The 24,701-nt window shown below is 63.6% G+C and carries 18 protein-coding genes and 2 tRNA genes; 10 read left to right on the forward strand and 10 right to left on the reverse strand.

The genetic code is table 11. The annotated features are described in order from the left end of the window. The first annotated feature begins 14 nt into the window (after positions 1-14). Both orn and V8Z78_RS08090 read left to right on the forward strand, forming a co-directional pair. The gene (gene orn, locus V8Z78_RS08085; RefSeq protein WP_003067823.1) at positions 15-623 is read left to right on the forward strand and encodes an oligoribonuclease; all 609 of its coding nucleotides are present in this window, start codon (positions 15-17) and stop codon (positions 621-623) included. Positions 624-906: 283 nt separating this feature from the next. Beyond that, entirely contained in the window at positions 907-3,009 is a 2,103-nt protein-coding gene (locus V8Z78_RS08090; RefSeq protein ID WP_003067821.1) for a DEAD/DEAH box helicase, read from the forward strand. A 180-nt stretch (positions 3,010-3,189) separates the two neighbouring features. Here the strand turns inward: V8Z78_RS08090 and V8Z78_RS08095 are convergent, their stop codons facing one another. The 6 genes from V8Z78_RS08095 to V8Z78_RS08120 all read right to left on the reverse strand — a co-directional run bounded on the left by V8Z78_RS08095 (position 3,190) and on the right by V8Z78_RS08120 (position 7,764). Beyond that, positions 3,190-4,422, reverse strand: coding sequence for a multidrug effflux MFS transporter (locus V8Z78_RS08095; RefSeq protein ID WP_003067818.1), 1,233 nt, complete (start codon positions 4,420-4,422; stop codon positions 3,190-3,192). A 158-nt stretch (positions 4,423-4,580) separates the two neighbouring features. Further along, positions 4,581-4,656 (reverse strand) — tRNA-Lys (locus tag V8Z78_RS08100). Positions 4,657-4,705: 49 nt separating this feature from the next. After that, positions 4,706-4,781 (reverse strand) — tRNA-Lys (locus V8Z78_RS08105). Between the two features lie 79 nt (positions 4,782-4,860). Beyond that, positions 4,861-5,739, reverse strand: coding sequence for an NAD(P)-dependent oxidoreductase (locus tag V8Z78_RS08110; RefSeq protein WP_012837213.1), 879 nt, complete (start codon positions 5,737-5,739; stop codon positions 4,861-4,863). Positions 5,740-5,939: 200 nt separating this feature from the next. Then, positions 5,940-6,917, reverse strand: a complete 978-nt coding sequence (locus tag V8Z78_RS08115; RefSeq protein ID WP_003067812.1) for a GMP reductase — start codon at positions 6,915-6,917, stop codon at positions 5,940-5,942. 199 nt (positions 6,918-7,116) lie between these two features. Then, complete coding sequence (locus tag V8Z78_RS08120) at positions 7,117-7,764, reverse strand: TetR/AcrR family transcriptional regulator (RefSeq protein WP_003067809.1); 648 nt, start codon at positions 7,762-7,764, stop codon at positions 7,117-7,119. A 106-nt stretch (positions 7,765-7,870) separates the two neighbouring features. Between V8Z78_RS08120 and V8Z78_RS08125 the strand changes: the two genes are divergently transcribed. The 4 genes from V8Z78_RS08125 to V8Z78_RS08140 all read left to right on the forward strand — a co-directional run bounded on the left by V8Z78_RS08125 (position 7,871) and on the right by V8Z78_RS08140 (position 14,913). Then, entirely contained in the window at positions 7,871-9,367 is a 1,497-nt protein-coding gene (locus V8Z78_RS08125; protein ID WP_280030967.1) for an efflux transporter outer membrane subunit, read from the forward strand. Between the two features lie 125 nt (positions 9,368-9,492). Further along, positions 9,493-10,665: an HlyD family secretion protein gene (locus tag V8Z78_RS08130; RefSeq protein WP_280030966.1), complete on the forward strand. Its 1,173-nt coding sequence runs from the start codon at positions 9,493-9,495 to the stop codon at positions 10,663-10,665. A gap of 7 nt (positions 10,666-10,672) precedes the next feature. Further along, on the forward strand, positions 10,673-12,253 hold the full coding sequence (locus tag V8Z78_RS08135) for a DHA2 family efflux MFS transporter permease subunit (RefSeq protein WP_003067803.1): 1,581 nt from the start codon (positions 10,673-10,675) through the stop codon (positions 12,251-12,253). Between the two features lie 182 nt (positions 12,254-12,435). Continuing rightward, positions 12,436-14,913 (forward strand): UvrD-helicase domain-containing protein, encoded by a 2,478-nt coding sequence (locus tag V8Z78_RS08140; protein WP_280030965.1) that lies wholly within the window; start codon positions 12,436-12,438, stop codon positions 14,911-14,913. Between the two features lie 67 nt (positions 14,914-14,980). Here the strand turns inward: V8Z78_RS08140 and V8Z78_RS08145 are convergent, their stop codons facing one another. The 4 genes from V8Z78_RS08145 to V8Z78_RS08160 all read right to left on the reverse strand — a co-directional run bounded on the left by V8Z78_RS08145 (position 14,981) and on the right by V8Z78_RS08160 (position 19,591). Next, positions 14,981-16,984 (reverse strand): PhoX family protein, encoded by a 2,004-nt coding sequence (locus V8Z78_RS08145; RefSeq protein WP_057091614.1) that lies wholly within the window; start codon positions 16,982-16,984, stop codon positions 14,981-14,983. A 232-nt stretch (positions 16,985-17,216) separates the two neighbouring features. After that, positions 17,217-18,047 carry a BPSS1780 family membrane protein gene (locus V8Z78_RS08150; protein ID WP_003067798.1) on the reverse strand — a complete coding sequence of 277 codons (831 nt, stop codon included), beginning with the start codon at positions 18,045-18,047 and terminating at the stop codon, positions 17,217-17,219. Positions 18,048-18,159: 112 nt separating this feature from the next. Continuing rightward, a complete protein-coding gene (locus V8Z78_RS08155; RefSeq protein WP_003067796.1) occupies positions 18,160-19,116 on the reverse strand; it encodes a homoserine kinase in 957 nt (318 codons plus the stop codon). Positions 19,117-19,228: 112 nt separating this feature from the next. Further along, entirely contained in the window at positions 19,229-19,591 is a 363-nt protein-coding gene (locus V8Z78_RS08160; RefSeq protein ID WP_003067794.1) for a hypothetical protein, read from the reverse strand. 100 nt (positions 19,592-19,691) lie between these two features. Here V8Z78_RS08160 and polA point away from each other — a divergent pair, with 100 nt between their 5' ends. The 4 genes from polA to V8Z78_RS08180 all read left to right on the forward strand — a co-directional run bounded on the left by polA (position 19,692) and on the right by V8Z78_RS08180 (position 24,683). Continuing rightward, positions 19,692-22,505 carry a DNA polymerase I gene (gene polA, locus V8Z78_RS08165; RefSeq protein WP_057091616.1) on the forward strand — a complete coding sequence of 938 codons (2,814 nt, stop codon included), beginning with the start codon at positions 19,692-19,694 and terminating at the stop codon, positions 22,503-22,505. Positions 22,506-22,711: 206 nt separating this feature from the next. Next, on the forward strand, positions 22,712-23,374 hold the full coding sequence (locus tag V8Z78_RS08170; RefSeq protein ID WP_034362752.1) for an AzlC family ABC transporter permease: 663 nt from the start codon (positions 22,712-22,714) through the stop codon (positions 23,372-23,374). Then, positions 23,371-23,682 (forward strand): AzlD domain-containing protein, encoded by a 312-nt coding sequence (locus tag V8Z78_RS08175; RefSeq protein WP_280030964.1) that lies wholly within the window; start codon positions 23,371-23,373, stop codon positions 23,680-23,682. Before V8Z78_RS08170 ends, V8Z78_RS08175 begins: the two co-directional genes overlap by 4 nt. A gap of 95 nt (positions 23,683-23,777) precedes the next feature. Beyond that, positions 23,778-24,683, forward strand: a complete 906-nt coding sequence (locus V8Z78_RS08180; RefSeq protein ID WP_003067785.1) for a dienelactone hydrolase family protein — start codon at positions 23,778-23,780, stop codon at positions 24,681-24,683. Positions 24,684-24,701: the final 18 nt, after the last annotated feature.

Genomic DNA, 24,701 nt, shown 5'->3' on the forward strand with positions numbered 1-24,701 from the left:
CGACAATTTGCGCCATGTCTGAAGCTTCCTGTACGAATTCCGTCAGCGCCGCCCCCGTGGCCGCTACCCCACCGGTTCTGCCCAAGTCCGATCTCAATATGGTGTGGCTGGACTGCGAAATGACGGGGTTGAACCCCGACCGCGACCGCATCATCGAGATTGCCGTGGTGGTCAGCAGCTCCGATCTGCAGATTCGCGTCGAAGGCCCGGTATTCGCCATTCATCAGTCCGACGAGCTGCTGGGCGGCATGGATGCCTGGAACAAGGGCACACATGGCAAAAGCGGCCTGATCGACAAGGTCAAGGCTTCGACCATCAGCGAAGCAGAGGCGGAAGCCGCGCTGATTGCCTTTCTGGGCAAATACGTGCCCAAGGGCAAGACGCCGCTGTGCGGCAACAGCATTGGTCAGGACAGGCGCTTCATGGAGCGCTACATGCCCAAGCTCAACAATTTCTTTCACTATCGCAATATCGACGTGAGCACGCTCAAGGAGCTGGCCAAGCGCTGGAAGCCCGAGGCCTATACCTCCTTCAAGAAGGCGCAGCGTCACACGGCTCTGGCCGATGTGCACGAGTCCATCGACGAGCTGCAGCATTACCGCCAGCAACTGCTCAGCGTCTGATGGTGCGGTGGCGGGTCGGTATAGCCCTGCCACTTGCGGGAAAACCCGGTACATGCGACAATGCACTGCTTACCCGATCAATGGGTAATTTTTGCGCATCTCCATCACACACCGGGTTCTTACTTGCGTGCAACGGCCTGCCCAGCGCCGACACGACAAGCCATAACACCCATCTGCCCCGTTTTGCGAACGGGCCAGTCAAAGTCTGACGGTGGATGTTGATAACCAACCGTCAAAGAAGCGAGCAGCACGCTGACTGCGTCGCTTTTTGCGTGAGCTATTCATGACAGAAAACTCCCTGGAGCAGGGCCAAGTGGCCGCTGCTGATATTGCTTTGTCTTCTCCCGAACTCGATTCCCGTCTGGACGCCATGCTGGCCGACATGGACGCGGAAGATGCCGCTGTCGAAGAAACCCAAGCCGCCGACGAACCCAATGGCTTCGTAGAACTGGGTCTGGCCCCCGAACTGATCCAGGCCGTGACCGACCTGGGCTATACCCAGCCTACCGCTGTGCAGCTGCAAGCGATTCCCCTGGCCATGGGCGAAGGTGCCGATGCCGACGGCTTCATCGACCTGATGGTCTCCAGCCAGACTGGCTCGGGCAAGACCGCTGCCTTCCTGCTGCCCGTGCTGCACACCCTGATCAAGCAGCGTGCCGTGGCCGATGCGGCCGCCAAGGCTGAATTCGAGCGCCTGTGCGCCGAAGCTGCGGCCAAGGGCGAGCCCGCTCCCAAGCGCAACAAGCGCAAGGACCCCACCAACGCCCGCAACTTCAAGGCCGCCGTGCCCGGCGCCCTGGTGCTGTGCCCCACGCGTGAGCTGGCCCAGCAGGTGGCGCATGACGCCATCGAGCTGGTCAAGCACTGCCGCGGCATCCGCATCGCCAACGTGGTGGGCGGCATTCCTTACCAGCTGCAAATCGCCAAGCTGCAGAACGCCGATCTGGTGGTGGCCACTCCCGGCCGTCTGCTGGACCTGCAGCGCTCCATGCAGATCAAGCTGGACAAGGTGCAGTTCCTGGTGGTCGACGAAGCCGACCGCATGCTGGACCTGGGCTTCTCCGACGATCTGGCCGAAGTCAACCAGCTGACGGCCGAGCGCAAGCAGACCATGATGTTCAGCGCCACGTTTGCTCCCCGCATTCAGCAGCTGGCCATGCGAGTGATGCATGACGGCGGCGCCAACGTGAAGAAGATCACGATTGCCACGCCCCAGGAGAAGCACGCCAACATCAAGCAGGCGCTGTTCTGGGCCGACAACATGCAGCACAAGCGCAAGCTGCTCGACCACTGGCTGCGTGACAGCAGCATCAACCAGGCCATCGTGTTTGCGTCCACCCAGGTGGAGTGTGACGGTCTGGCCAACGATCTGCAGCAGGACGGTTTCTCTGCCGTGGCCCTGCACGGTGCTCTGAGCCAGGGCCTGCGCAACCGCCGCCTGATGGCGCTGCGCAACGGCCAGGTGCAGATCCTGGTGGCCACCGATGTGGCTGCTCGCGGTATCGACGTGCCCACCATCACCCACGTCTTCAACTACGGCCTGCCGATGAAGGCCGAGGACTATACCCACCGTATCGGTCGTACCGGTCGTGCGGGCCGCGAAGGCGTGGCCGTGACGTTTGCGGAATTCCGCGACCGTCGCCGCGTGTTCGACATCGAAGGCTATACCCGTCAGCAGTTCAAGGCCGAGACCATTCCCGGCATGGAACCCCAGCAGCGCTTCCCCGCCTCTGGCGAGCGTGACGGTCGCCGTGGCGGCGGCGCCGGTGGTCGCGGTGGCTTCGGTGGTCGTCGCGATGGCGAAGGCTACGGTCGCAAATCCGGCTTCGGCAGCTTCGGCGGTGGCCGTGGCAATGATCGCGGTGGTTTCGGTGGCGACCGTGGCGGTGACCGTTTCGGTGGCGATCGCGCCGGTTTTGGTGCACCTCGTGGTGATCGCTTTGCCGATCGCGGCGGCGACCGTGGTGGTGATCGCGGCTTCGGCGGTGGCCGCCCCAGCTTCGGTGGCGAGCGTCAAGAGCGCAGCTTCGAGCGTCGTGATGATCGCGGCAGCTTTGGTGGCGATCGCGGCGGTTTCCGTGGTGGCGAGCGTCAAGAGCGCAGCTTCGGCGGCGGCGAATCGCGTGGCGGCTTCGGTGGTGGTGCCCAGCGCCGTGAAGGCGGCGATTTCGGTCGCAAGAGCTTTGGCGGTGGCCGTGAAGGCGCTCATGCCGGCGCTCCCCGCGAAGGCGGCTTCCGTGGTGGTGAATCGCGCGGCTTCGGCGGCGGCGATCGCCGTCCTGCCTTTGGTCAGGGTGCCGGCAAGCCTTATCAGCCCCATGGCGAACGTGGTGGCGAGCGCAGCTTCGAGCGCAAGCCCCGCGCACCGCGTCGCGACGAGCGTTGATCGCTGATTCGGGCTGAGGCCCGAAGCATGAAAAAAGCCGGCTCTTGAAGCCGGCTTTTTGTTGCCCATACAGGGCTGAGATAGCCCTTGAAAAGTGAGCTGCTAGCGCATGTCATTCAAGCATTTCAGATGCCTTCCAATCTGAAGTCTATGAATGACGTGCGGTAGCTGCTCCATTATTTAATGTTCGGAGGCATGGCGGCCGATGTCCGGCCAGTGGTGGTGCAGATAGATCCAGGCGACCAGGCCGATCAGCATCATCAGAATCGAGCCCGTGGCCAGCAGTGCGGCCGAATGCATGACCAGCGGCGCGATCACGCCGGCCACAAAGCCGTTGGCCACCGAGCCCACCACGGCCTGCAGCGAAGAGGCCAGGCCGCGCCGCGCAGGATGGATGTCCAGCACCAGCAGCGTCACCACGGGCACCATCAGCGCCCAGCCATAGGCGAACAGGCTGATGGGAATCAAGGCCCAGCTCACATGGGCGGGCCAGATCAGATTGGCCACCAGATTGATGATGGAGGTCACGCACATCACCAGAAAGCCGTGGCGGATCTGGCGCTTGGGCGGGATGCGTCCGGCCAGGCGACCGCTGGTCCAGCTGCCGGCCATGATGCCGCCGATGGTGGCGATGAAGAACCAGAAGAACTGCGTGGGCTCGAGCTGCAGGATATCGCCCAGAAAAGCCGGTGCCGACAGCAGATAGAGAAACATGCCGTTGAACGGAATGCCGCTGGCCAGGGCCAGCAGCAGAAAGCGCGGATCGGTGAGCAAGATGCCATAGCCCTGCATCAGCGGTCTGAACTGGAAGGGCTGGCGTTTTTGCGGCGGCAGCGATTCGGGCAGAAACTTGACGTTGATGAGCCAGAGCAGCACGCCCACGATGCTCAGGAACCAGAAAACGGCCTGCCAGCTCAGGTGCACGAACAGCCAGCCGCCGATCACGGGAGCCAGTGCCGGTGCAACGCCGAAGAAGATGGTGATCTGCGCCATCACGCCCTGGGCCTGGGTCGGCGGAAAGATATCGCGCACGATGGCGCGCGAGACCACGATGCCGGCGCCCGTGGACAGGCCCTGCAGAGTGCGGAAGATCACCAACTGGGTGATGTTCTGCGACAGCGCGCAGCCGGCCGAGGCGATGGTGAACATCACCAGTCCCCAGAGGATGACGGGGCGGCGTCCGAAGCTGTCAGCCAGGGCGCCATGAAACAGGTTCATGAAGGCAAAGCCCAGCAGGTAGGCAGACAGTGTCTGCTGCATTTCTACAGGGGTTGCGCCCAAGGCCTTGGCAATGCCCGAGAAGGCGGGAATATAGGTGTCAACCGAGAACGGGCCCAGCATGCCGAGAATGGCAAGCAGCATGGCCAGAGTCCAACGCGGTCCGCGCCAGAACGTGGAGAGGTCGTTTTGCATAGTGAGTCTTGGGTGGGCAAATACTGCCCGGGGATGCCTGCATGATGCCTGATATGGCGCGGCTCCGGTGTCGGCGCCCATGCTTTTGCAGATTCGGCGGCGCTTGGGCGCGGCCAAGAAAAAAGCCAAAGTTCCTGAGAACTTTGGCTTTTGAATTATGGTGGGCCCTGAGTGATTCGAACACTCGACCAACGGATTAAGAGTCCGCTGCTCTACCAACTGAGCTAAGAGCCCGCCGGAGTAAATCCGGAGGATCAATCTGAAGAATCAGACTGAAGAAATTTGGTGGGCCCTGAGTGATTCGAACACTCGACCAACGGATTAAGAGTCCGCTGCTCTACCAGCTGAGCTAAGAGCCCCACACAACGCCTGCGCTGCAAGCGAGACCGCAATTATGCGCTAATTCTGGAGGGCTTGCAGGAAAACCCGCGGGTTTTTTTAATCCAGTGCGTTGCGGCGTTGCAATTCCACGAACAGACCCGCCTGGTCCAGGTCGCCCAGGCCGTTTTTCACTCCCTCGGCATAGAGCTGCTCCAGCAGGCCGGTGATGGGCGCGTCAAAGCCGACTTCCTCGGCCGTGGCGATGGCGTTGCGCATGTCCTTGAGCTGCACCGTCATGCGCCCGCGTGGCGCAAAGTCGTGCTTGACCATGCGTTCGCCATGCACTTGCAGGATGCGGCTGTCGGCAAAGCCGCCGGAGATGGCTTCACGAACCTTGGCAGGGTCGGCGCCGCCACGTTCGGCCAGCAGCAGCGCTTCGGCCACGGCACCGATGGTGATGCCCACGATCATCTGGTTGGCCAGTTTCGCGAGCTGGCCTGCGCCGTGCGGGCCCACATGGGTGGCACGGCCAAGCGCTGCAAAGACGGGCAGGGCATGTTCGAAATCCGCAGCCTCGCCACCGGCCATGATGGCCAGCGTGCCGGCTTGCGCACCCAGCGTGCCGCCCGAGACGGGCGCATCCAGATGCCGCACGCCCAGCGCGGCAAGCTTGCCCGCATGTTCACGCGCCTCGCGTGGCTGGATGGAAGCCATGTCGATGAACAGCGAGCCCTTGGGCATGGCATCGGCAACCCCCAGCGTGAACAGCACTTCGCCCACGATGGCGCCGCTCTCCAGCAGGCTCACGGCGAAGTCCACGCCGCGTACGGCATCTGCCGCGCTGTCGTGGATGCTCACGCCATCGGCAGCCAGCGGCTCGGCCTTGGCGCGGGTGCGATTCCAGACGTGGACCTCATGGCCGGCCTGGGCCAGGCGGCGGGCCATGGGCAGGCCCATCATGCCCGTGCCCAGAACGGCGATCTTCAATGTGTTCATGGCGTTGTTTCCCTGGAGCTTTTATGAATGACGACATGCTAAGCCCTGGTGAAGGCCGCAATCGCGGCCATGATCACAGATCAGTTGTGCGCGCAGGATGCAGAAAAAGGGACAGCCGAAAACAACAAGGGCAGCCTGAGCTGCCCTTGATGCTTTTTTTTGGAGGTTCACCTTCGCGCTGGTGAGTCGCGCTTTACGGCCTACATCAGCAGATGCTCGCCGGCGTTGTCGCCGCCGAGGATGACGTAGTTGACCTTGCGGATGTCCATGAGCTTGGTGCCGCCGGAGTAGCTGATGGAGGACTGCACGTCCTGCTGCATCTCGACCAGCGTGTTCATCAGCGGGCCCTTGACGGGCTCCAGAATGCGCTTGCCTTCCACATGCTTGTACTCGCCCTTGTTGAAGTCGGAGGCCGAGCCGTAGTATTCCTTGAACAGCTGGCCGTCCACTTCCACGGTCTTGCCGGGCGACTCTTCATGGCCCGCAAACAGGGAGCCTATCATCACCATGGTGGCACCGAAACGGATGCTCTTGGCGATGTCGCCGTGGCTGCGGATGCCGCCGTCGGCAATGATGGGCTTGGTCGCCACGCGGGCGCACCACTTGAGCGCCGACAGCTGCCAGCCGCCCGTGCCGAAGCCGGTCTTGAGCTTGGTGATGCAAACCTTGCCGGGACCCACGCCGACCTTGGTGGCGTCCGCACCCCAGTTTTCGAGGTCGATCACGGCCTCGGGCGTGGCGACGTTGCCGGCAATCACAAAGGCCGCAGGGATCTTGGCCTTGATGTAGGCAATCATGTTCTTCACGCTCTCGGCATGGCCGTGGGCAATGTCGATGGTGATGTATTCGGGGCAGATGCCGTCGGCCACGAAGCGGTCCACCGTCTCGTAGTCCGGCTGCTTGACGCCCAGAGAGATGGAGGCAAACAGTCCCTTGGACTGCATGTCCTTGGTGAAGGCCACGTTGTCGATGTCAAAACGGTGCATCACATAGAAGAAACCGTTTTGTGCCAGATAAGTGCAGATCTTCTCGTCCACCACCGTCTTCATGTTGGCGGGCACCACAGGCAGCTTGAAGCTGAGGTTGCCCAGCACCACGCTGGTGTCACATTCCGAACGGCTTTCCACGCGGCACATGCGGGGCAGCAAAAGAATGTTGTCGTAGTCGAAGATTTCCATGGTTCCAAGCTCCGGAAAAGGTCACGGCGGGAATCTCACCCACCTCAATTTTCAAGGATAGGCGCTTGGCTTGGAGCCCGGTTTTTGGCAGTGCCGGCATGCAGCAGGCAAAAAAAACCGGGCCTCAAAAAACTTGGGCCCGGTGATTGATTCTATACGGCGCTGGCGCAAATCGTATGTTCCGGCATCGTTATGAGGGTTATAAGGATTTTCTTATAGCGTCACTTTTGCCCTGTGTGTCACCCGGTGTGCCATAGACCCGCATGAAGGCATCCACGGCGCGCTCGGTGCACAGGGCAATCTCCTGCGCGGTAGGGGCGGGCAGGTGCTGGAACATGAAGCGCGGCAGCAGCTCGGCTTCCAGCAGCGCCAGCAGATGATGGCGCATGACTTCTGTATCGGCATTGCGCAGCAGCCGGCGCTCGATGCCCTGCTGCAAAAAGGCGTTGATGGCAGCGTTGCCGCGCGCCGGCCCCATGTCCCAGCAGCGTTGGCCGATATTGGCGCGACCGCCTTCGGAGACCAGCAGGCGGCGCACGGACATCACCTCCGGCGAATACAGCAGACCCAGGAAACGCTGGCCAAAGTTGCGCAGCGTCTGCGCCGCATCGTCATTGCCGGTCTGCAGCGCCAGCATGGTGTTCTGGAAGTCGGCCTCGGAGGCCTGGAACATCACCTCCAGAAACAGCGCTTCCTTGGACGGGAAGTAGTTGTAGAGCGTGGCCTTGGAGCCGCCCAGCCGCGTGCAGATCTCGGACATGGAAGTGCGCTCGAAGCCCAGTTCGCCAAAGGTGGCCGCTGCAACGTCAATGATGGCTTGTCGCTTTTCTTCCGTTTTGGTGCGCATGGGGCGAAATGTCCTGGGGCGGTTGTGATGTCTTTCAGTGTAGCGCTTGCGATCTCAAACGCTGGAAACATATACTGTACCGTACAGTTCATTATCAAAGTATTTCATGACTCAATGCATAGCCGCCGCGCCGCAGAGGATTCGGCGCGGGCGCCATGGCTGGTGGGTTCTGGGCTTGCCGGCGGTTCTGGCAGCCTGTGCCCAGATTCCCGAATGGGAGGGCAAGGCCATGCTGGCGCAGCCCGTGCCCGAGACTCTGCAGGCTGCAAGCCATGCTCCGCCCATGGACTGGCCCACCCAGCAATGGTGGCAGCGCTATGGCGACGCACAGCTCGATCAGCTGATCGCCGAGGCTATGGAGGGCGCTCCCGATATGGCGGCCGCCGCCGCCCGCGTGCAGCAGGCCAGGGCCATGCTGGGCGTGAGCGAGGCGGCCTCTGCGCCGCAGCTTTCCGCCCGCGCCTCGGTCAGCGAGGACAAGCTCAGCTACAACCATCTGACGCCAGAGGCCTTCGCGCCGCGCGGCATGAATGACTACGGCCGCGCCACGCTGGACCTGAGCTGGTCGCTGGACCTGTGGGGTAAGCAGCGCGCCGCCGTGGCCGCCGCTGCCGGCGAACTGGCAGCGCGCGAGGCCGATGCAGCCCAGGCGCGTCTTGTGCTGTCCAGCAATGTGGCCCTGGCCTATGCACAGCTGCTGCGCCTGGCCGCCAATGCGCAGACGCTGGAGCAATCGGTGCAGGTGCGCCGGACCACGGCCGGGTTGTTTGAGCAGCGCTATGCCAACGGGCTCGAAAACCAGGGCAGCGTGCACAGCGCCAGGGCGCGTCTGGCGGCTGCACAGGCCGAACTGGCACAGATGCAGGAACAGGTCGGCTTGCAGCGCAACAGCATTGCTGCGCTGATTGGCGCCGCTCCCGATCGTGGTGCGGCCATCGTGCTCGATGCCGGGCGCCTGCAATCGCCGTGGCAGCAGCAATGGGCCTTGCCCGAGCAGTTGCCGGCGCATCTGCTGGGCCGTCGCCCCGATGTGGTGGCGGCCCGCCTGCAGGCACAGGCGCTGGAGTCGCGCGTGGCATCGCAACAGGCCGAGTTCTATCCCGATGTGAATCTCAGCGCCTTTGTCGGCGTGCAGTCGCTGGGCCTGGACATGCTGACCCGAAGCGGCTCCGGCATCGCCAACGTGGGCCCGGCCGTCAGCCTGCCGATCTTCAATGGCGGCCGTTTGCGCTTGCAACTGGGTGCCGCGCGCGCCCGTTATGACGAGGCCGTGGCCCAGTACCGCAGCACGCTGAACCGGGCCTTGCAGGAGGTGGCGGACAACGCCGTCAGCCAGCGAGCGCTGCAGCAGCAGCTGACGGCCATGCAGCAAGCCGTGACGGCCGCGACCGAGGCGCATCGCGTGGCGCGCAACCGCTATGAAGGCGGGCTGGCGCGCTATCTCGATGTGCTGTCAGCCGAAGACCAGTTGCTGGCCAGCGTGCGCCAGCTGGTCGATGTGCAGTCGCGTGCGCTGACGCTCGATATCGGTCTGCATCGCGCACTGGGCGGCGGCTGGAGCGAGTCCGCCGGCGTCCAGCATGCGGCTTTGCCAAAGGCCTGAGCCACTTTCCAGAACTGAATCACGACTTGCGCAAAACAGGTTCGGGCAAGACGGCTGCCTCAGCAGGCAGGCCTCGAATGCAGTCCTGTTTGCGTGACTCCCAAGAATATTTCCGAGGTTTTTGTATGACTGAAAACGCTTCTTCCGTGAGCGCGAATCCTGCCGTGCGCGAACAGCGCCGCAACCGGCTGCTGGCCGGGCTGGCAGGCCTGGTGCTGCTTGGCGGTGCGGGCGCCGGCGTCTATTGGTGGCTGCATGCCTCCCGCTTCGTCTCCACTGACAACGCCTATGCGGCGGCCGAGGTGGCGCAGGTCACGCCGTCCATAGGCGGCACGGTGCTGGAGGTGCTGGTCAGGGACACCCAGGCCGTCAAGCAAGGCGATGTGCTGCTGCGCATCGATCCCACGGACGCCAGGCTGGCACTGGCCCAGGCCGAGGCCGAGCTGGCCCGCGCCATGCGCCGCGTCAAGGGCTATGTGGCCAATGATGGCGGCCTCAAGGCCCAGGTGACGGCACGCGAGGCCGATGAAAAGCGCGCGGCCGCGCAGCTGCTGGCGGCCGAGGCCGATATGGAGCGTGCCACCATCGATTTGCAGCGCCGCCAGGCCCTGGCCAGGAGTGGTTCGGTCTCGGGCGAGGAGCTGACGCAGGCGCAGAACGCTTTTGCCGCAGCCAAGGCGCAGCTGGCATCGGCCGTGGCCGCGCAGGCCCAGGCCAGGGCCAACCGCGAAGCCGCCATTGGTGCCAAGCAGGTCAACGCCACCTTGATCGAGGGGGCGGATGCCGAGACCAATCCCGAGGTGCAGCTGGCGCAGGCGCGTCGCGATCAGGCCCAGGTCGATCTGGATCGCAGCACGGTGCGCGCTCCCGTCGATGGCGTGGTGGCCAGGCGCAGCGTGCAGATCGGTCAGCGCGTGCAGGCCGGCGCGCCCTTGATGACGGTGGTGCCGGTGCAGCGGATCTATGTGGATGCCAATTTCAAGGAGGGCCAGCTGGGCAAGGTGCGCGTGGGCCAGCGCGTGCAGCTGCAGTCCGATCTGTACGGCAGCGATGTGAAGTACAGCGGCACTGTGGTGGGCTTCAGCGGCGGCTCCGGCTCGGCGTTTGCAGCCATTCCCGCGCAGAACGCCACGGGCAACTGGATCAAGGTGGTGCAGCGCCTGCCCGTGCGCATTCAGCTCGATGCCGCCGAGCTGGCCAGGAACCCGCTGCGCGTGGGCCTGTCCATGCAGGTGACGGTGGACACCCGCAGCGGCCCTGCCGACGCAGCCGGCGTGGCGACCACGGCCGCGCAGTGAGCGTCTCATGAGCGATCACAACGCAAGTGCGGCCGCAGCGGCCGATGCGCCTGCCGTGCCCATGGCCGCCGGCATGGTGCCGCTGACGGGGGGCACGCTGTGGCTGGCGGCCCTGGTGCTGGCAGCGGCCAACTTCATGGCCGTGCTGGACATGACGGTGGCCAATGTCTCCGTGCCCAGCATTGCCGGCAACCTGGGCGCGACCACCAGCCAGGGCACCTGGGTCATCACCAGCTACGCGGTGGCCGAGGCCATCACCGTGCCGCTGACCGGCTGGCTGGCGGCGCGCTTCGGCGCGGTGCGCGTGTTTGCCACGGCCATGGGCTTGTTCGGTCTGGCATCGCTGCTGTGCGGTCTGGCCAATTCGCTGGGCATGCTGGTGTTTGCGCGCATCTTGCAGGGCCTGGCCGGCGGCCCGCTGATGCCGCTGTCCCAGTCGCTGCTGCTGCGCATCTTCCCGCCGCGGATGGCGCCTGCGGCCATCGGCCTGTGGTCCATGACTACGCTGATAGCTCCCGTGCTGGGCCCCATCGTGGGCGGCTGGATCTGCGACGAGTACACCTGGCACTGGATCTTTCTGATCAACATCCCGGTGGCCCTGGTCTGCGCGTTCGCGGTCTGGCATCTGGTCAGGCGCTACGAGCAGCCGCTGCTCAAGAACCCCATAGACACCGTAGGCCTGGTGTTGCTCATCGTCTGGGTGGGTTCGCTGCAGCTGATGCTGGACGAAGGCAAGAACCTGGACTGGTTTGCCTCGCCCATGATCGTGGCGCTGGCCGTGGTCGCCGTGGTGGGCTTTGCGGCCTTCATGATCTGGGAGCTGCATGCCGAGCACCCGATCGTGGATTTGCGCGTCTTCAGGCACCGCGGCTTTTCCATGGCCGTGTTGACCATCAGTCTGGCGTTTGCAGCCTTCTTCGCCGTCAATGTGCTCACGCCGCTGTGGCTGCAGAGCTTCATGGGCTACACGGCCACGCTGGCGGGTCTGGTCACGGCCTGGACGGGCTTGTTCGCACTGTTCGTGGCGCCGGCTGCGGCCGGGCTGGCGGCCCGGGTGGACCCGCGCCGGCTGATCTTTGGCGGCGTGTTCTGGATGGGGGTGATCACCTTCTGGCGCGCGTTCGCGACCACGGACATGGGCTATTGGGACATCGCCCTGCCGCTGATGTTCATGGGGCTGGGTCTGCCGTTCTTCTTCATCCCGACCACCGGGCTGGCGCTGGCCAGCGTGGAGCCGCAGGAGATGGACAACGCCGCCGGCCTGATGAACTTTCTGCGCACCCTGTCGGGCGCGGCCGCGGTCTCCGTGGTCAACACGGCCTGGGAGAATGGCACGACGCGCAAGCATGCGGATCTGGTGGGTTTGAGCGATGCCAGCGGCGAGGTGTTGCACGGGCTGCAGCAGTCGGGCATGAGTCCTGATGCGGCGCTGTCGGCGCTCGATCAGCTCATCACCAGCCAGAGCGTGATGCTGGCCACCAACCAGATCATGTTCATCATCGCGGGCGGCTTTGTGCTGGCAGCCTGCGCGATCTGGCTGGCACCGAGGCCGAGCCGCACGGTCGAGCCCGGTGCGGGTGGACACTGAGTGTGAGTGCCGTGGCTTGAATGATTTGATAGCTGCTTGCGTTTGATATTCATGCTTTTCAGATATGAAAATATCTGAAATCCATATTTATCAAGCGCAGGCAGCTTTTCTTTCAGGAGCATGAAGCCACGAAAGCAGCAGCAAGTCGCAGGGAGTCGCCAGCATTTCTACAATGGGGGGCTATGTTCCCGATCGACCTGCTTGACTCCGCGCCAGACGGTGCAAATTCCGGCGCCAATCCCGCCTCTCACTCGCCCCTGCTGACCGGCCTCAATGACGAGCAGCTGGCCGCGGTGACCCTGCCTGCGGGCCATGCGCTGATTCTGGCGGGTGCCGGCTCGGGCAAGACGCGCGTGCTGACCACGCGCATCGCCTGGCTGCTGCAGACCGGGCAGGCCACGCCCGGCTCCATCATGGCCGTGACCTTCACCAACAAGGCCGCCAAGGAGATGCTCACGCGTCTGTCGGCCATGCTGCCCTACAACGTGCGCGGCATGTGGATAGGCACGTTCCACGGCTTGTGCAACCGACTGCTGCGCGCCCACTATCAGGCCGCGAAGTTGCCCCAGGCGTTTCAGATTCTGGATACGCAAGATCAGCTCTCGGCCATCAAGCGTCTGTGCAAGCAGTTCAATGTGGATGACGAGCGCTTTCCGCCCAAGCAGCTGATGTACTTCATTGCGGGCTGCAAGGAAGAGGGCATGCGCCCTGGCGATGTGGTGGCGACCGACCCCGACACTCGCAAGAAAGTGGAGCTGTACCAGCTCTACGAAGAGCAATGCCAGCGCGAAGGCGTGGTCGATTTTGGCGAGCTGATGCTGCGCAGCTACGAGTTGCTGCGTGACGATGTCCATCTGCGCCACCACTATCAGCGCCGCTTTCAGCACATCCTGGTGGACGAGTTCCAGGACACCAACAAGCTGCAGTACCAGTGGCTCAAGCAACTGGCGGGCGACGATGTGGGCGGGCGCTACGAGTCGGCCGCCAGCGTGATTGCCGTGGGTGACGACGACCAGAGCATCTATGCTTTTCGCGGTGCACGCGTGGGCAATATGGCCGACTTCATCCGCGAGTTCGACGTCAAAAACCAGATCAAGCTGGAGCAGAACTACCGCAGCTACAGCAATATCCTCGACTGCGCCAACGCCCTCATCAGCCACAACAGCAACCGCCTGGGCAAGAACCTGCGCACCAGCCAGGGCCCGGGCGAGCCGGTGCGTATCTACGAAGCGCCCAGCGATCTGGCCGAGGCTGCGTGGATGGTCGACGAGATCAAGCAGCTGGTCAGAAACGATGGTTTCACGCGCCAGGAAATTGCCGTGCTCTACCGCAGCAATGCGCAAAGCCGGGTGATCGAGTCGGCGCTGTTCAATTCCAAAATTCCCTACCGTGTGTACGGCGGCCTGCGCTTTTTCGAGCGCGCGGAAATCAAGCATGCCCTGGCCTATCTGCGCCTGCTGGAGAATCCGCACGACGACACCAGCTTCCTGCGCGTGGTGAACTTTCCCGCACGCGGCATCGGCGCGCGCACGATCGAAGTCCTGCAGGACACGGCGCGCAGCAGCGGCACCTCGCTGAGCGACGCCGTCACGGCCGTGGGCGGCACGGCCGGCACCAAGCTGCAGGGCTTTGTGGCACAGATCGATGTGCTGCGCGAGCAGACGCAAGGGCGCACGCTGCGTGAAATCATCGAGACCGTGGAAGAGCAAAGCGGCCTGATCGAGCATTACCGCAACGAGAAGGAAGGCGCGGACCGCATCGAGAACTTGCAGGAACTGGTCACGGCTGCCGAGAGCTTTGTGACCCAGGAAGGCTTTGGCCGCGATGCCGTGGCCATGCCGCTGGACGAGCAGCAGAATGCACCGCAGCTGAGCCAGTCACCTGTCAGCCAGGGGCTGGACCCGAATCAGCCGCAGCTGGACGAGGCGCTCAAGGCGCCGGCCGGTACGGCGGCCTCCATGGTCAATGCCGATACCGGCGAGACGCTGTCGCCGCTGCAGGCCTTCCTCGTCCATGCGGCGCTGGAGGCGGGCGACAACCAGGCCCAGGCCGGCCAGGATGCCGTGCAGCTGATGACCGTGCATGCCTCCAAAGGCCTGGAGTTCGATGCCGTGTTCATCGGCGGTGTGGAGGAAGGCCTGTTCCCGCACGAGAACGCCATGATGGATCGTGGCGGTCTGGAGGAGGAGCGGCGCCTGGCCTATGTGGCCATCACGCGTGCGCGCAAGCGTCTGTATCTGAGCCATTCGCAGACGCGCATGCTGCATGGCCAGACGCGCTACAACGTCAAGAGCCGTTTCTTTGACGAGCTGCCCGAAGAAGCGCTCAAGTGGATCACGCCCAGGCAAAGCGGCTTTGGCAGTTTTGCGCCCTCTTCAGGCACCGGTGGAGCTTGGGGGGCGAGGGCTGGAGGTCAATACGGCTCGGGCTGGGGCGGCAAGCAGAGCGAAGTCTTTGCGAGTCCGCCCGTGCCGCAGCAAAAGGCCGAGCCCGCGCACGGCATCAAGGCCGGTATCGCGGTGTTCCACAACAAGTTTGGCGAGGGCAAGGTACTGGCGGTGGAAGGCTCGGGTGATGATGCGCGCGCCCAGGTCAGCTTCGGCCGCCATGGCACCAAGTGGCTGGCGCTGGCGATTGCCAAGCTGACGATTGTGGACTGAGGCATAGCGCCTTTGCCCAGCAAAAAGCCGCCTTGTAGAAGGCGGCTTTTTTATGAGGCGTTGGCGCTTATTTGGCGCTGAGCTTCATCTGGGCGGGCGAGGCCGTGATGTAGCCCACGGCGGAGCCGAACTTGTCCTTGTAGTTGGCCTTGATCAGCGGATCCAGCTGGGTCTTGACGTTGGCGTGGATGCCGCCCCAGTCGCCAGCGTGCTGGAAGTTGCTCATGATGTAGGTCCAGCCGTTGATTTCGTCCACGGCATGCAGGCCGGTGGATTCACCGCCTGCGGGCACGGACAGCACGCGCGACAGCTGCTTGGTGTCCACGTTGTAGGCCCACATGAAGTTGTTGACGTGCTGGCTGCTGTCCTCGCCGATGAACAGAGTACGCATCTTTTCCGAGAACTTCAGGTTGTCGGGGTTGGCAATCTTGTTGGGGTTGGCGGTGTTGCCCAGTGCGTCGCCCTTGAGGGTCTTGCCGTCGCTGTCCAGCAGATCCTCACCAGCCAGCAGGGGGGCGGTGTCCACGGGCATCCATTCGCTGTTGATGGCGGTACCGGTCGTGTCCTTCTGGCCGCCCTTGAGGTTCAGCGCCATCACCACGCCGGCCACCAACTGCTTGGGCACGGAGACGCCGTTGCCGGGCACGTTGGCGGCATTGCCGGCCACCATGGAGGACTGCACGTTCTGCAGGGCGGAGTAGGCGATCTTGTCCTTGGCGTTGACGGTCGTGCCTTCCATCTTGGTAAAGCCCAGGCTGGCGCCCTTGAAGGCGGCATAGCGATGGGTTTCGAGGAAGGCCGCGGCCTTGTCCATGCCGGCGTTGATCTTGATCCACTCGGTCTTGCCGTTGGCCACGATCTTGGTGTAGCTGGAGTCACTCGGGTCGGTCTTGACCACGGTCATGATGTCCGCAGGCTTGAGCGTGTTGGCCAGGTTCTCGATCTCGGCGCTGGTGGCCGAGCCCAGCTTGATCCAGGTCAGGGGGGCAGCGCTCTTGGCGGCGGGGTCGATGGAGAAACCCGCACCAACCTTGGCGGCATACAGCGTGCCCGAGGACAGGTCTTTTTCCTTGTCTGCCACGAAGACGAAGTAGCCGCTGTTGGTGGCGTCGTCACCCATGAGCGCGGTGCGCTGGTCGGGCATGACCTGCACCAGCTCGTGCGAGATGCGGCCCATGCAGAAGTGCTTCTTGATGGTGGCCGTGCCATCGACATTGACGATCACTTCGGGCATGTGGCCGTAGTGGTAGGGGTTGGCCTTGTTCTTGTCGCCATACAGGTTCTCGCTGTAAGCCTGGAACATGGTGTTGGTGCCGATGCTGAAGGCATCGGGCTCGTACTCTTCCGAGGACAGATGGGTGCCCCAGGGCGACAGGCTGGCGCCGCAGGTGATCCACAGCCCATGAACCTTGGATGTGTCCACATTGTGGTATTTGACCAGGCTCAGCTTGCCCGTGGTCTGGTCCTGATCCAGCGTCAGCACGGCGATGGGCGATGGCAGCTTGCCGTACATATCGGTCGTACCGTCCTGGGCCCAGGTGGTGTACTCGAACTGCACCACGGCGAAGACGGGCTTGCCCTTGACGCCGTCCACCTTGGCATCAGGAACGGTCAGCAACGATGTGCCGTCGGGCGAATCGGAGAAGAAGTGGCGCTCCTTGCCGGAAACGGTCTTGTCGATGATCTTGTTGTTGTAGATGTCGTAGTAACCACCGGCCAGCACCTGGTCGCCCTTGCCGTTGGAGACCATGTCGCCGGTCACGAAGAAGGGCTGATAGCCCAGGTCGTAGACCTGCTCGCTCTTGTCGTCGAAAGCGACCTTGAGCTGCGAGGCCGCATACATGGTCGCCATATTGGCAGGCGTGCTCAGCGTAGGCGCGGCCATGCTGGTGAAGGTGGCGGAAACATAGTTCTTGGTGACAGGAGGCGTTGTCGGCGTTGTGTTGTCATCGTCACCACCACCACATGCGGCCAGCAGGCTGGATGCGGACACGACCGAACCCAGTGGGAGCAGAGGAGCGCCGGAAAAGAGTTGCAGGGCCTTACGACGGCTGAGCAGATTTTGTGCCATGAGAGTTTCGCAGTGTGGGGTGAAGCGCAGACTTGGGGCCGCGCTGAATTGGATGAATGCCAGGACATGAGATGCATGCCTTGGTCAGTCCTGCGAATCCTAGGAAACGAATATGACAGTGCCGTGGCGGCTTGATGACGCCGGGATGAATGATCTGGCTACACGGGCCTGTGTTCAGCCCATAAAAAAGCCCCGACCTGGGGTCGGGGCTGGTGCGGGGTAGTGCTCGAGCTTAGGAGTCCGATGATGGCGGCGCTGTGCCCGACGAGGAGTCGATCAGAGTCTGGTCGTCATCGGGCGGGCTGAAGCTGTCACGGAAGGTAAACACAATCGAGGTAAAAAAGATGGCTGCCAGCATCAGTGCCGTTGCCACCATCAGGCCACCGGCAATGCTGCCGATGAGCATGGCCAATATGCCGGTCACGATGGCCAGGGCCATGCCTGAGACGATGAACACGCCGATCCAGCAGACACCGAACACCAGATAGGCACCGATATTGCGAATGCAGCCGACAAAGCTGAAGAACAGCGATTTGACGGGGCTGATGCCATGCCAGTGGATGAGCGCCGGAGCATGCCAGAAGGCCAGCGACAGCGGCAGGTAGAGAAACATGCTCAGCCACATGGCGGACTGGAACTCGGGCTCTTCGGCCAGTTCTCGGGTCATGGGAGTCTGACCCAGGTAGACGCTGGCAAACGTGCCGCCGTCCACAAGGCTGGAGGCACCGATGATGAGCAAAAAGCCTGCGGCATAGAGGCCGCCCAGCATCAGCATGGAGTGCAGATGCTGGCTGCCGGAGCGGAAAGCCACCAGCAGCAGCGCCGGTGTGGGCTTGCGGCCGTGGGCGGCTTCGGATGCCGCGACCATCATGGTCAGCGAGATGCATGGCAGCAGTGCCAGTGCAATGACAGGGCCGATCAGCGGCAGGGCCGAGATCAGAGACATGCTGGCCATGCCCAGAAAGAACAGGGCGGCAAGGGCGAGGGGCTGGCTTTTGAAGGTGCGCAGACCCTGCAGCACCCATTGCAGACCGGTGCCGGGTGGAACGATTTGAAGTTTCATGGAAGAGGCTGAAATACTTTTGCGAGAGCGTGCAAAAGTCGCTTCTTGCACTGTACCCGAGACGGCTGAGCGGGGCCATCAAAAGCCCCGGAGCAATCAGCTTGCCTGGTACTCAGTCCAGCGTCAGCGGATGTGCGATGCGCTGGCTCAGCACGCGCTCGAAGTGGGTGGGGTCGTGAGGCTGCAGCAGTGCGGCTTCACGCGGCAGATGGAAGTCCCAGAGGCGGGAGATCCAGAAACGCAGGGCGCCGGCACGCAACTGGGCGTTGAGCAACTCGCGCTCGGGCCCGGTCAGAGGACGCACGGACTGGTAGGCCGCAAGCATGGCTTTGGCGCGCTCGGCATCATGTGCACCTGTTGCGTGATCGATACACCAATCGTTGAGGCAGACCGCAAGATCGAAGAGCCAGGTGTCCACGCCCGCGAAATAGAAGTCGAAAAAGCCGGTCAGCCGGTCGCCGTCGAACATCACGTTGTCGCGGAACAGGTCGGCATGGATGGGGCCGCGCGGCAGGGCCGCATAGCTGGCCGAGGCGGCGATATGGTTCTGATAGGCCAACTCGGCGCGCAGCATGGCGGCGGTTTCCTCGCCCAGATGGGGCAGGACCACGGGCACGGTTTCATTCCACCAGGGCAGGCCGCGCAGATTGGGCTGCTGGCGGTTGTAGTCCTGACCGGCCAGATGCATGCGCGCCAGCATCTCGCCCACGGCAGCGCAGTGCACGGCAGCCGGGGTCAGCTGGCTCTTGCCGGCCAGGCGGTTGACGATGGATGCGGGCTTGCCGCAGACCTTGAGCAGAATGTCACCGCTGCGTGTCTCGCCCTGCGGGTCCGGCACGGGAATCCCGGCTTGTGCCAGATGCTTCATCAGGTAGAGGTAAAAAGGCAGCTGCTCGGCACTCAGGCGCTCGAACAGTGTCAGCACCCACTCTCCCTGGTCGGTCGTCAGAAAATAGTTGGTGTTTTCAATGCCGCCTTGAATGCCGCGCAATTCCTTGAACGCGCCTAGGGACATGCGGCGCAGCAGCTCGCGCGCATCTTTATCGGAAACTTCGGTGAAAACAGCCATGGTGAATACGCCGGTCTGGGGCGACCGACCGAACTAGCGGGGAGAAGGTGTCTATATGCAACAGGGCAGTGAAGCACTGCCCTGTCATGAATGGGGGAAGGCGCGCCGCGCTTCAGAATTTGATGAAATTCCAGACGCGGGTGCCCGTGGTGTCGCCGCTGTTGTTGTCGCGGTTGCGGGCTGCGCGGGCGCCGTCGTTGGACTGCACCTCGTACTCGGGCATGGAGCCTACCTTGGGTTGCACGGTGATGCTCTGGGTCTGACCGCCCACACGGGTTTCATCCACACGGCTGCCAGCATCTTCCACGCGGATATGTTCGATCCGCTGGTTGTGCCTGCCGGTCGCCGCCGCGTTGTCCTGCTGGCCCTGGGGCGCAGGAGCGACCACGGCATTGGCCGGAGCAGGAGTGGGGGACTGGGCCAGAACGGATCCGGCAGCCAGGCTCAGGATGATGAAAAGTGGTGCAGCGCGCATGATGCATAGATTGTAGGGCGACTTCGAATTGTCCCACCAGGCGCAGCCTGTCTTTGGGCTGCAGCTCGGAGGAGCCGGGCACGCGTGCACAATCCGGGGTATGAGCAATTCCAAGACCCTGGTGCTGGTGGACGGCTCCAGCTACCTCTACCGCGCCTACCATGCCATGCCCGACCTGCGGGCGATTCCAGGCGACCCGGCCAGCCCGGCTACGGGCGCTATCCGCGGCATGGTGAACATGATGCAGGCGCTGAGGAAGGATGTGCAGGCCGATTACGCCGTCTGCGTGTTCGATGCCTCGGGCCCGACCTTCCGTGACGAGATGTACACCGAGTACAAGGCCACGCGCTCGCCCATGCCCGATGATTTGCGCAGCCAGATCGAGCCCATCCACGAGGTGGTTCAACTGCTGGGCTGGAAGGTGGTGGCCGTGCCCGGCGTGGAAGCCGATGACGTGATCGCCACGCTGGCGCAGACTGCGGCGGCCCAGGGCATACAGGTCATCGTCTCCAGCGGCGACAAGGACTTGAGCCAGTTGGTGGGCGAGCATGTGACCATCATCGACACCATGAACGGCAAGAAGCGCGACGTGGCGGGAGTGACGGCCGAGTTCGGCGTGCCGCCGGCGCTGATGATCGACTACCAGGCCCTGGTGGGCGACACCGTGGACAACGTGCCCGGCGTGACCAAGGTCGGGCCCAAGACAGCAGCCAAGTGGCTGGAGGAGCATGGTTCGCTGGACAATCTGATCGCCCGCGCCGCAGATATCAAGGGCGTTGCCGGTCAGAACCTGCGCGATGCGATTGCCAGCGGTCAGCTGGCGCTGAGCCGCCAGTTGGTGACCATGAAGACCGATTGCGATCTGTCCTCCTATATCAGCGGCCTGCCGCAGCTCGATGCCATCACGCTGGCCGAGCCCGATAGCGCAGCGCTTGCGCCCTTCTACGAGAAATACGGCTTCAAGGGGCTGGTGCGCACGCTGGGCGCCGCAGCAGCCGAAGCCAAGGCGGCCAAGCCAGGCAAGGCTGCCAAGGTCGACAGTGCCCAAGGCGGCCTGTTCGATGCCGATGACGCGGCGGCGACCGAGGTCGCCGTGACTGCCCAGCAGCGCGATGTGCTCTACACCACCATTCTGAGCGAGGCTCAGCTCGATGAATGGCTGGCCAAGATCAGCGCCGCCGAGCTGACGGCGCTGGATACCGAGACCGATTCGCTGGACGAGATGGTGGCCCGCATCGTCGGCATCTCCTTCAGCGTGGCCGTGGGCGAGGCCGCCTATATTCCGCTGCGCCACGAAGGCATGGACGTGCCCGAGCAGCTCGATATGGACATGGTGCTGGCCAGGCTCAAGCCCTGGCTGGAAGATGCCGGCAAGAAGAAGCTGGGTCAGCATGTCAAATACGACCAGCATGTGTTTGCCAACCACGGCATCACCGTGCGCGGCTATGCGCACGACACCATGCTGCAGTCCTATGTGCTCGAAGCCGACCGCCCGCACAATCTGACCAGCCTGGCGCTGCGCCATGTGAGTCGCAGCGGCATCAGCTACGAGGACCTGTGCGGCAAGGGCAAGAACCAGATTCCGTTTGCCCAGGTGAGCGTGGACAAGGCCGCGGCGTACAGCTGCGAGGACTCCGACCAGACCCTGGATGTGCACAACACCTTGTGGCCGCGCATCCAGGCCCATGCCGGTCTGCTGCATATCTACGAGCTGGAAATGCAGACCAGCGAAGCGCTGTTTCGCATCGAGCGAAATGGCGTCAGCATTGATGCGGGCGAGCTGGCACGCCAGAGCAACGATCTGGGCGCGCGCATCCTCAAGCTCGAGGAAGAGGCTTACGAGATTGCGGGCCAGCCCTTCAATCTGTCCTCCCCCAAGCAGCTGGGAGAGATCTTCTTCGACAAGCTGGGTATGCCCGTCGTGAAGAAGACCGCCACCGGCGCGCGCAGCACGGACGAGGAGGTACTGGAAAAGCTGGCCGAGGACTATCCGCTGCCCGCCAAGCTGCTCGAACACCGTTCGCTGTCCAAGCTCAAGGGCACCTACACCGACAAGCTGGCGCAGATGGCCTTGCCCAGCGACGGCCGCGTGCACACCCACTACGCCCAGGCCGTGGCGGTGACGGGGCGTCTGTCCAGCAACGACCCCAATCTGCAGAATATTCCCGTGCGCACGCCCGAAGGCCGTCGCGTGCGCGAAGCCTTTGTGGCCCCCGAGGGCAAGCTGATTGCCAGCGCCGATTATTCGCAGATCGAGCTGCGCATCATGGCCCATCTGTCGGGCGACGAGGCCCTGCTGAGCGCCTTCAAGAACGGCCTGGACGTGCACCGTGCGACGGCCGCCGAAGTCTTCGGCGTGAGTGTGGACGAGGTCAGCAGCGAGCAGCGCCGCTATGCCAAGGTGATCAACTTCGGCTTGATCTACGGCATGAGCAGCTTCGGCCTGGCCAAGAACCTGGGCATTGAAACCAAGGCTGCGGCTGCCTATATCGACAAATATTTCCAGCGCTACCCCGGCGTGAAGCGCTATATGGACCAGACCGTGGAGCTGGCCCACGCCCAGGGCTATGTGGAGACCGTGTTCGGTCGCCGCCTGGTGCTGCCCGAGATCAACGGCGGCAACGGCCCGCGCAAGAAAGCGGCCGAGCGCGCGGCCATCAATGCCCCCATGCAGGGCACGGCGGCCGATCTGATCAAGAAGGCCATGGTGGCCGTGCAGGCCAGGCTGGATACCGAAAAGCCCGAGGTGCTGGTCATCATGCAGGTGCATGACGAACTGGTGTTCGAGCTGCCTGAATCCGCCAGGGACTGGGTGCAGGCCGAGATCCCGGCCATCATGGCTGGCGTGGCCGACCTGTCCGTGCCGCTGCTGGCCGAGATCGGCTTTGGCAGCAGCTGGGAAAAGGCGCATTGAGCTTTTCACCCAAAGGCGCACTGATACGCGTTCGTCCCGGGGCGACTAGGTCTTGCCGAGACGAATCCTTAAAAAAGAGAGCTGCTTGCGCTTTCTAATAAAGAATTTCAGGTTGTTTTTGACCTGAAGTGCTTTGTTCACATGCGCTGTCAGCTCCTGAATTGTTCTGGCTTGTTGCGGGAAATATCTTGTTCAAAGGCTTTGCAATGACGCCCGCCGTGCGCATGGGGTTGTCGATTTCGGTGGCGACGGGGCTGTACGGCATCTCCTTCGGTGCGCTTTCCGTGGCGGCCGGCCTCAATCTCTGGCAGACCATGGCGCTGAGCGCGCTGATGTTCACGGGCGGTTCGCAGTTCGCCTTCATCGGCGTGGTTGCCGGTGGCGGCAGCGGCATGGCGGCCGTGAGCGCTGCCTCGCTGCTGGGCGTGCGCAATGCCATCTACGGCATGCAGATGAGCCGTCTGCTGGGTGTCAAAGGGCTGCAGCGCTGGCTGGCCGCGCACTGGACCATCGACGAATCTGCGGCCACGGCATCGGGGCAGGAAGATCTGGCCGAGCAGCGGCGCGGCTTTTGGGTCGCAGGGGCGGGCGTGTTCCTGCTCTGGAATCTGTTCACCTTGCTGGGCGCGCTGATGGGCAATGCGCTGGGCGACACGCGCCGCTTCGGTCTCGACGGAGCCGCCGTGGCGGCCTTTCTCGGTCTGCTCTGGCCGCGCCTCAATGCGCGCGAGCCGGTGGCGCTGGCACTGGGCTGCGGGCTGGTCACGGCCCTGGCCATACCCTGGGTGCCCGCAGGCGTGCCGATTCTGCTGGCCGCGGCCCTGGGCGCCTTCTGGGGCTGGGTGCGTCCTTCGGAGGCTGAGCAATGACGCTGTCCCTGTGGCAATGGATTTTGCTGGCCTGTGCGCTGGCCTTTGTGACCAAGCTGCTGGGCTACAGCCTGCCCGAGCGCTGGATGCGCAGCCCGCGCATGGCCCAGATCGCGGCCTGTCTGACGGTGGCGCTGCTGGCATCGCTGACGGTGATGAACACCTTGGCCAGCGGCACGCGCATCAGCCTGGATGCGCGTCTGGGCGCCTTGCTGGTGGCGGCGCTTGCCCTGTGGCTGCGGGCACCGTTCTTGCTGGTGGTGATTCTGGGGGCGGCCGCTGCGGCGCTGCTGCGCTGGCTGGCCTGAGCTGACGGAAAGGCACTGGCCTTAGACTGCATGGCCAGCCCGGCTTGCTGCGCGAGCCGGGCTGGCTTGAGATTCCATCAACCCAAGGAGGATCCATGAAGTACGAAGACATCGCTCAGGATATGCAGGGGCTGCTTGGCGGTCGCACCGATGCCCGGCCCAGCCGCCGCGCGGCCTTGCGCACAGCCCTGGGGGCAGGTCTGGGCGTGGGCTATGCCTGCGCTGCCGGGCCGGTCATGGCACAGACGGCCATCAAGACTCCGGTCGACGGCCTGACGGCAGGTGAGGTCAGCATCGATGTCAAAGGCTTCAAGCTGCCGGTCTACCGGGCCATGCCTGCGGGCAGGCAGAATCTGCCCGTGGTGCTGGTGATCTCCGAAATCTTCGGCGTGCACGAATACATTGCCGACACCTGCCGCCGCCTGGCTCGTGCCGGCTATCTGGCGATAGCGCCCGACCTGTTTGTGCGCCAGGGCGACCCCATGGCCTATGCCGAGATGGCCAAGCTCATGAGCGAGGTGATCGCCAAGGTACCCGATGCCCAGGTCATGGGCGATCTGGACGCGGCCGTGCAATGGGCGGGTACGCAGGGCGGCGATGTGAAGAAGCTGGCCATCACCGGCTTTTGCTGGGGCGGGCGCATCACCTGGCTCTATGCGGCGCATGCCCCGCTCAAGGCCGGCGTGGCCTGGTACGGGCGTCTGCAGGGCAACAAGAACGATTTGCAGCCCAGCTATCCGCTGGATCTGGTGGGGCAGCTCAAGGCGCCGGTGCTGGGCCTGTACGGCGGCAAGGACACGGGCATTCCGCTGGAGTCGGTCGAAGCCATGAAAGCAGCTCTCAAGACCGGCTCTGCGGCCGCCAGGGCCTCGGAGTTCGTGATCTTCCCCGAGGCGCCCCATGCCTTCCATGCCGACTACCGCCCCAGCTATCGCGAGCAGGCCGCGCAGGACGGCTGGACCCGCATGCTGACCTGGTTCAACCAGCATGGCGTGGCTTGATGCCTCATACGCTGAAAT

It is taken from the genome of Comamonas sp. wu1-DMT, from assembly GCF_040187805.1.
Taxonomy (GTDB): Bacteria; Pseudomonadota; Gammaproteobacteria; order Burkholderiales; family Burkholderiaceae_C; genus Comamonas; species Comamonas thiooxydans.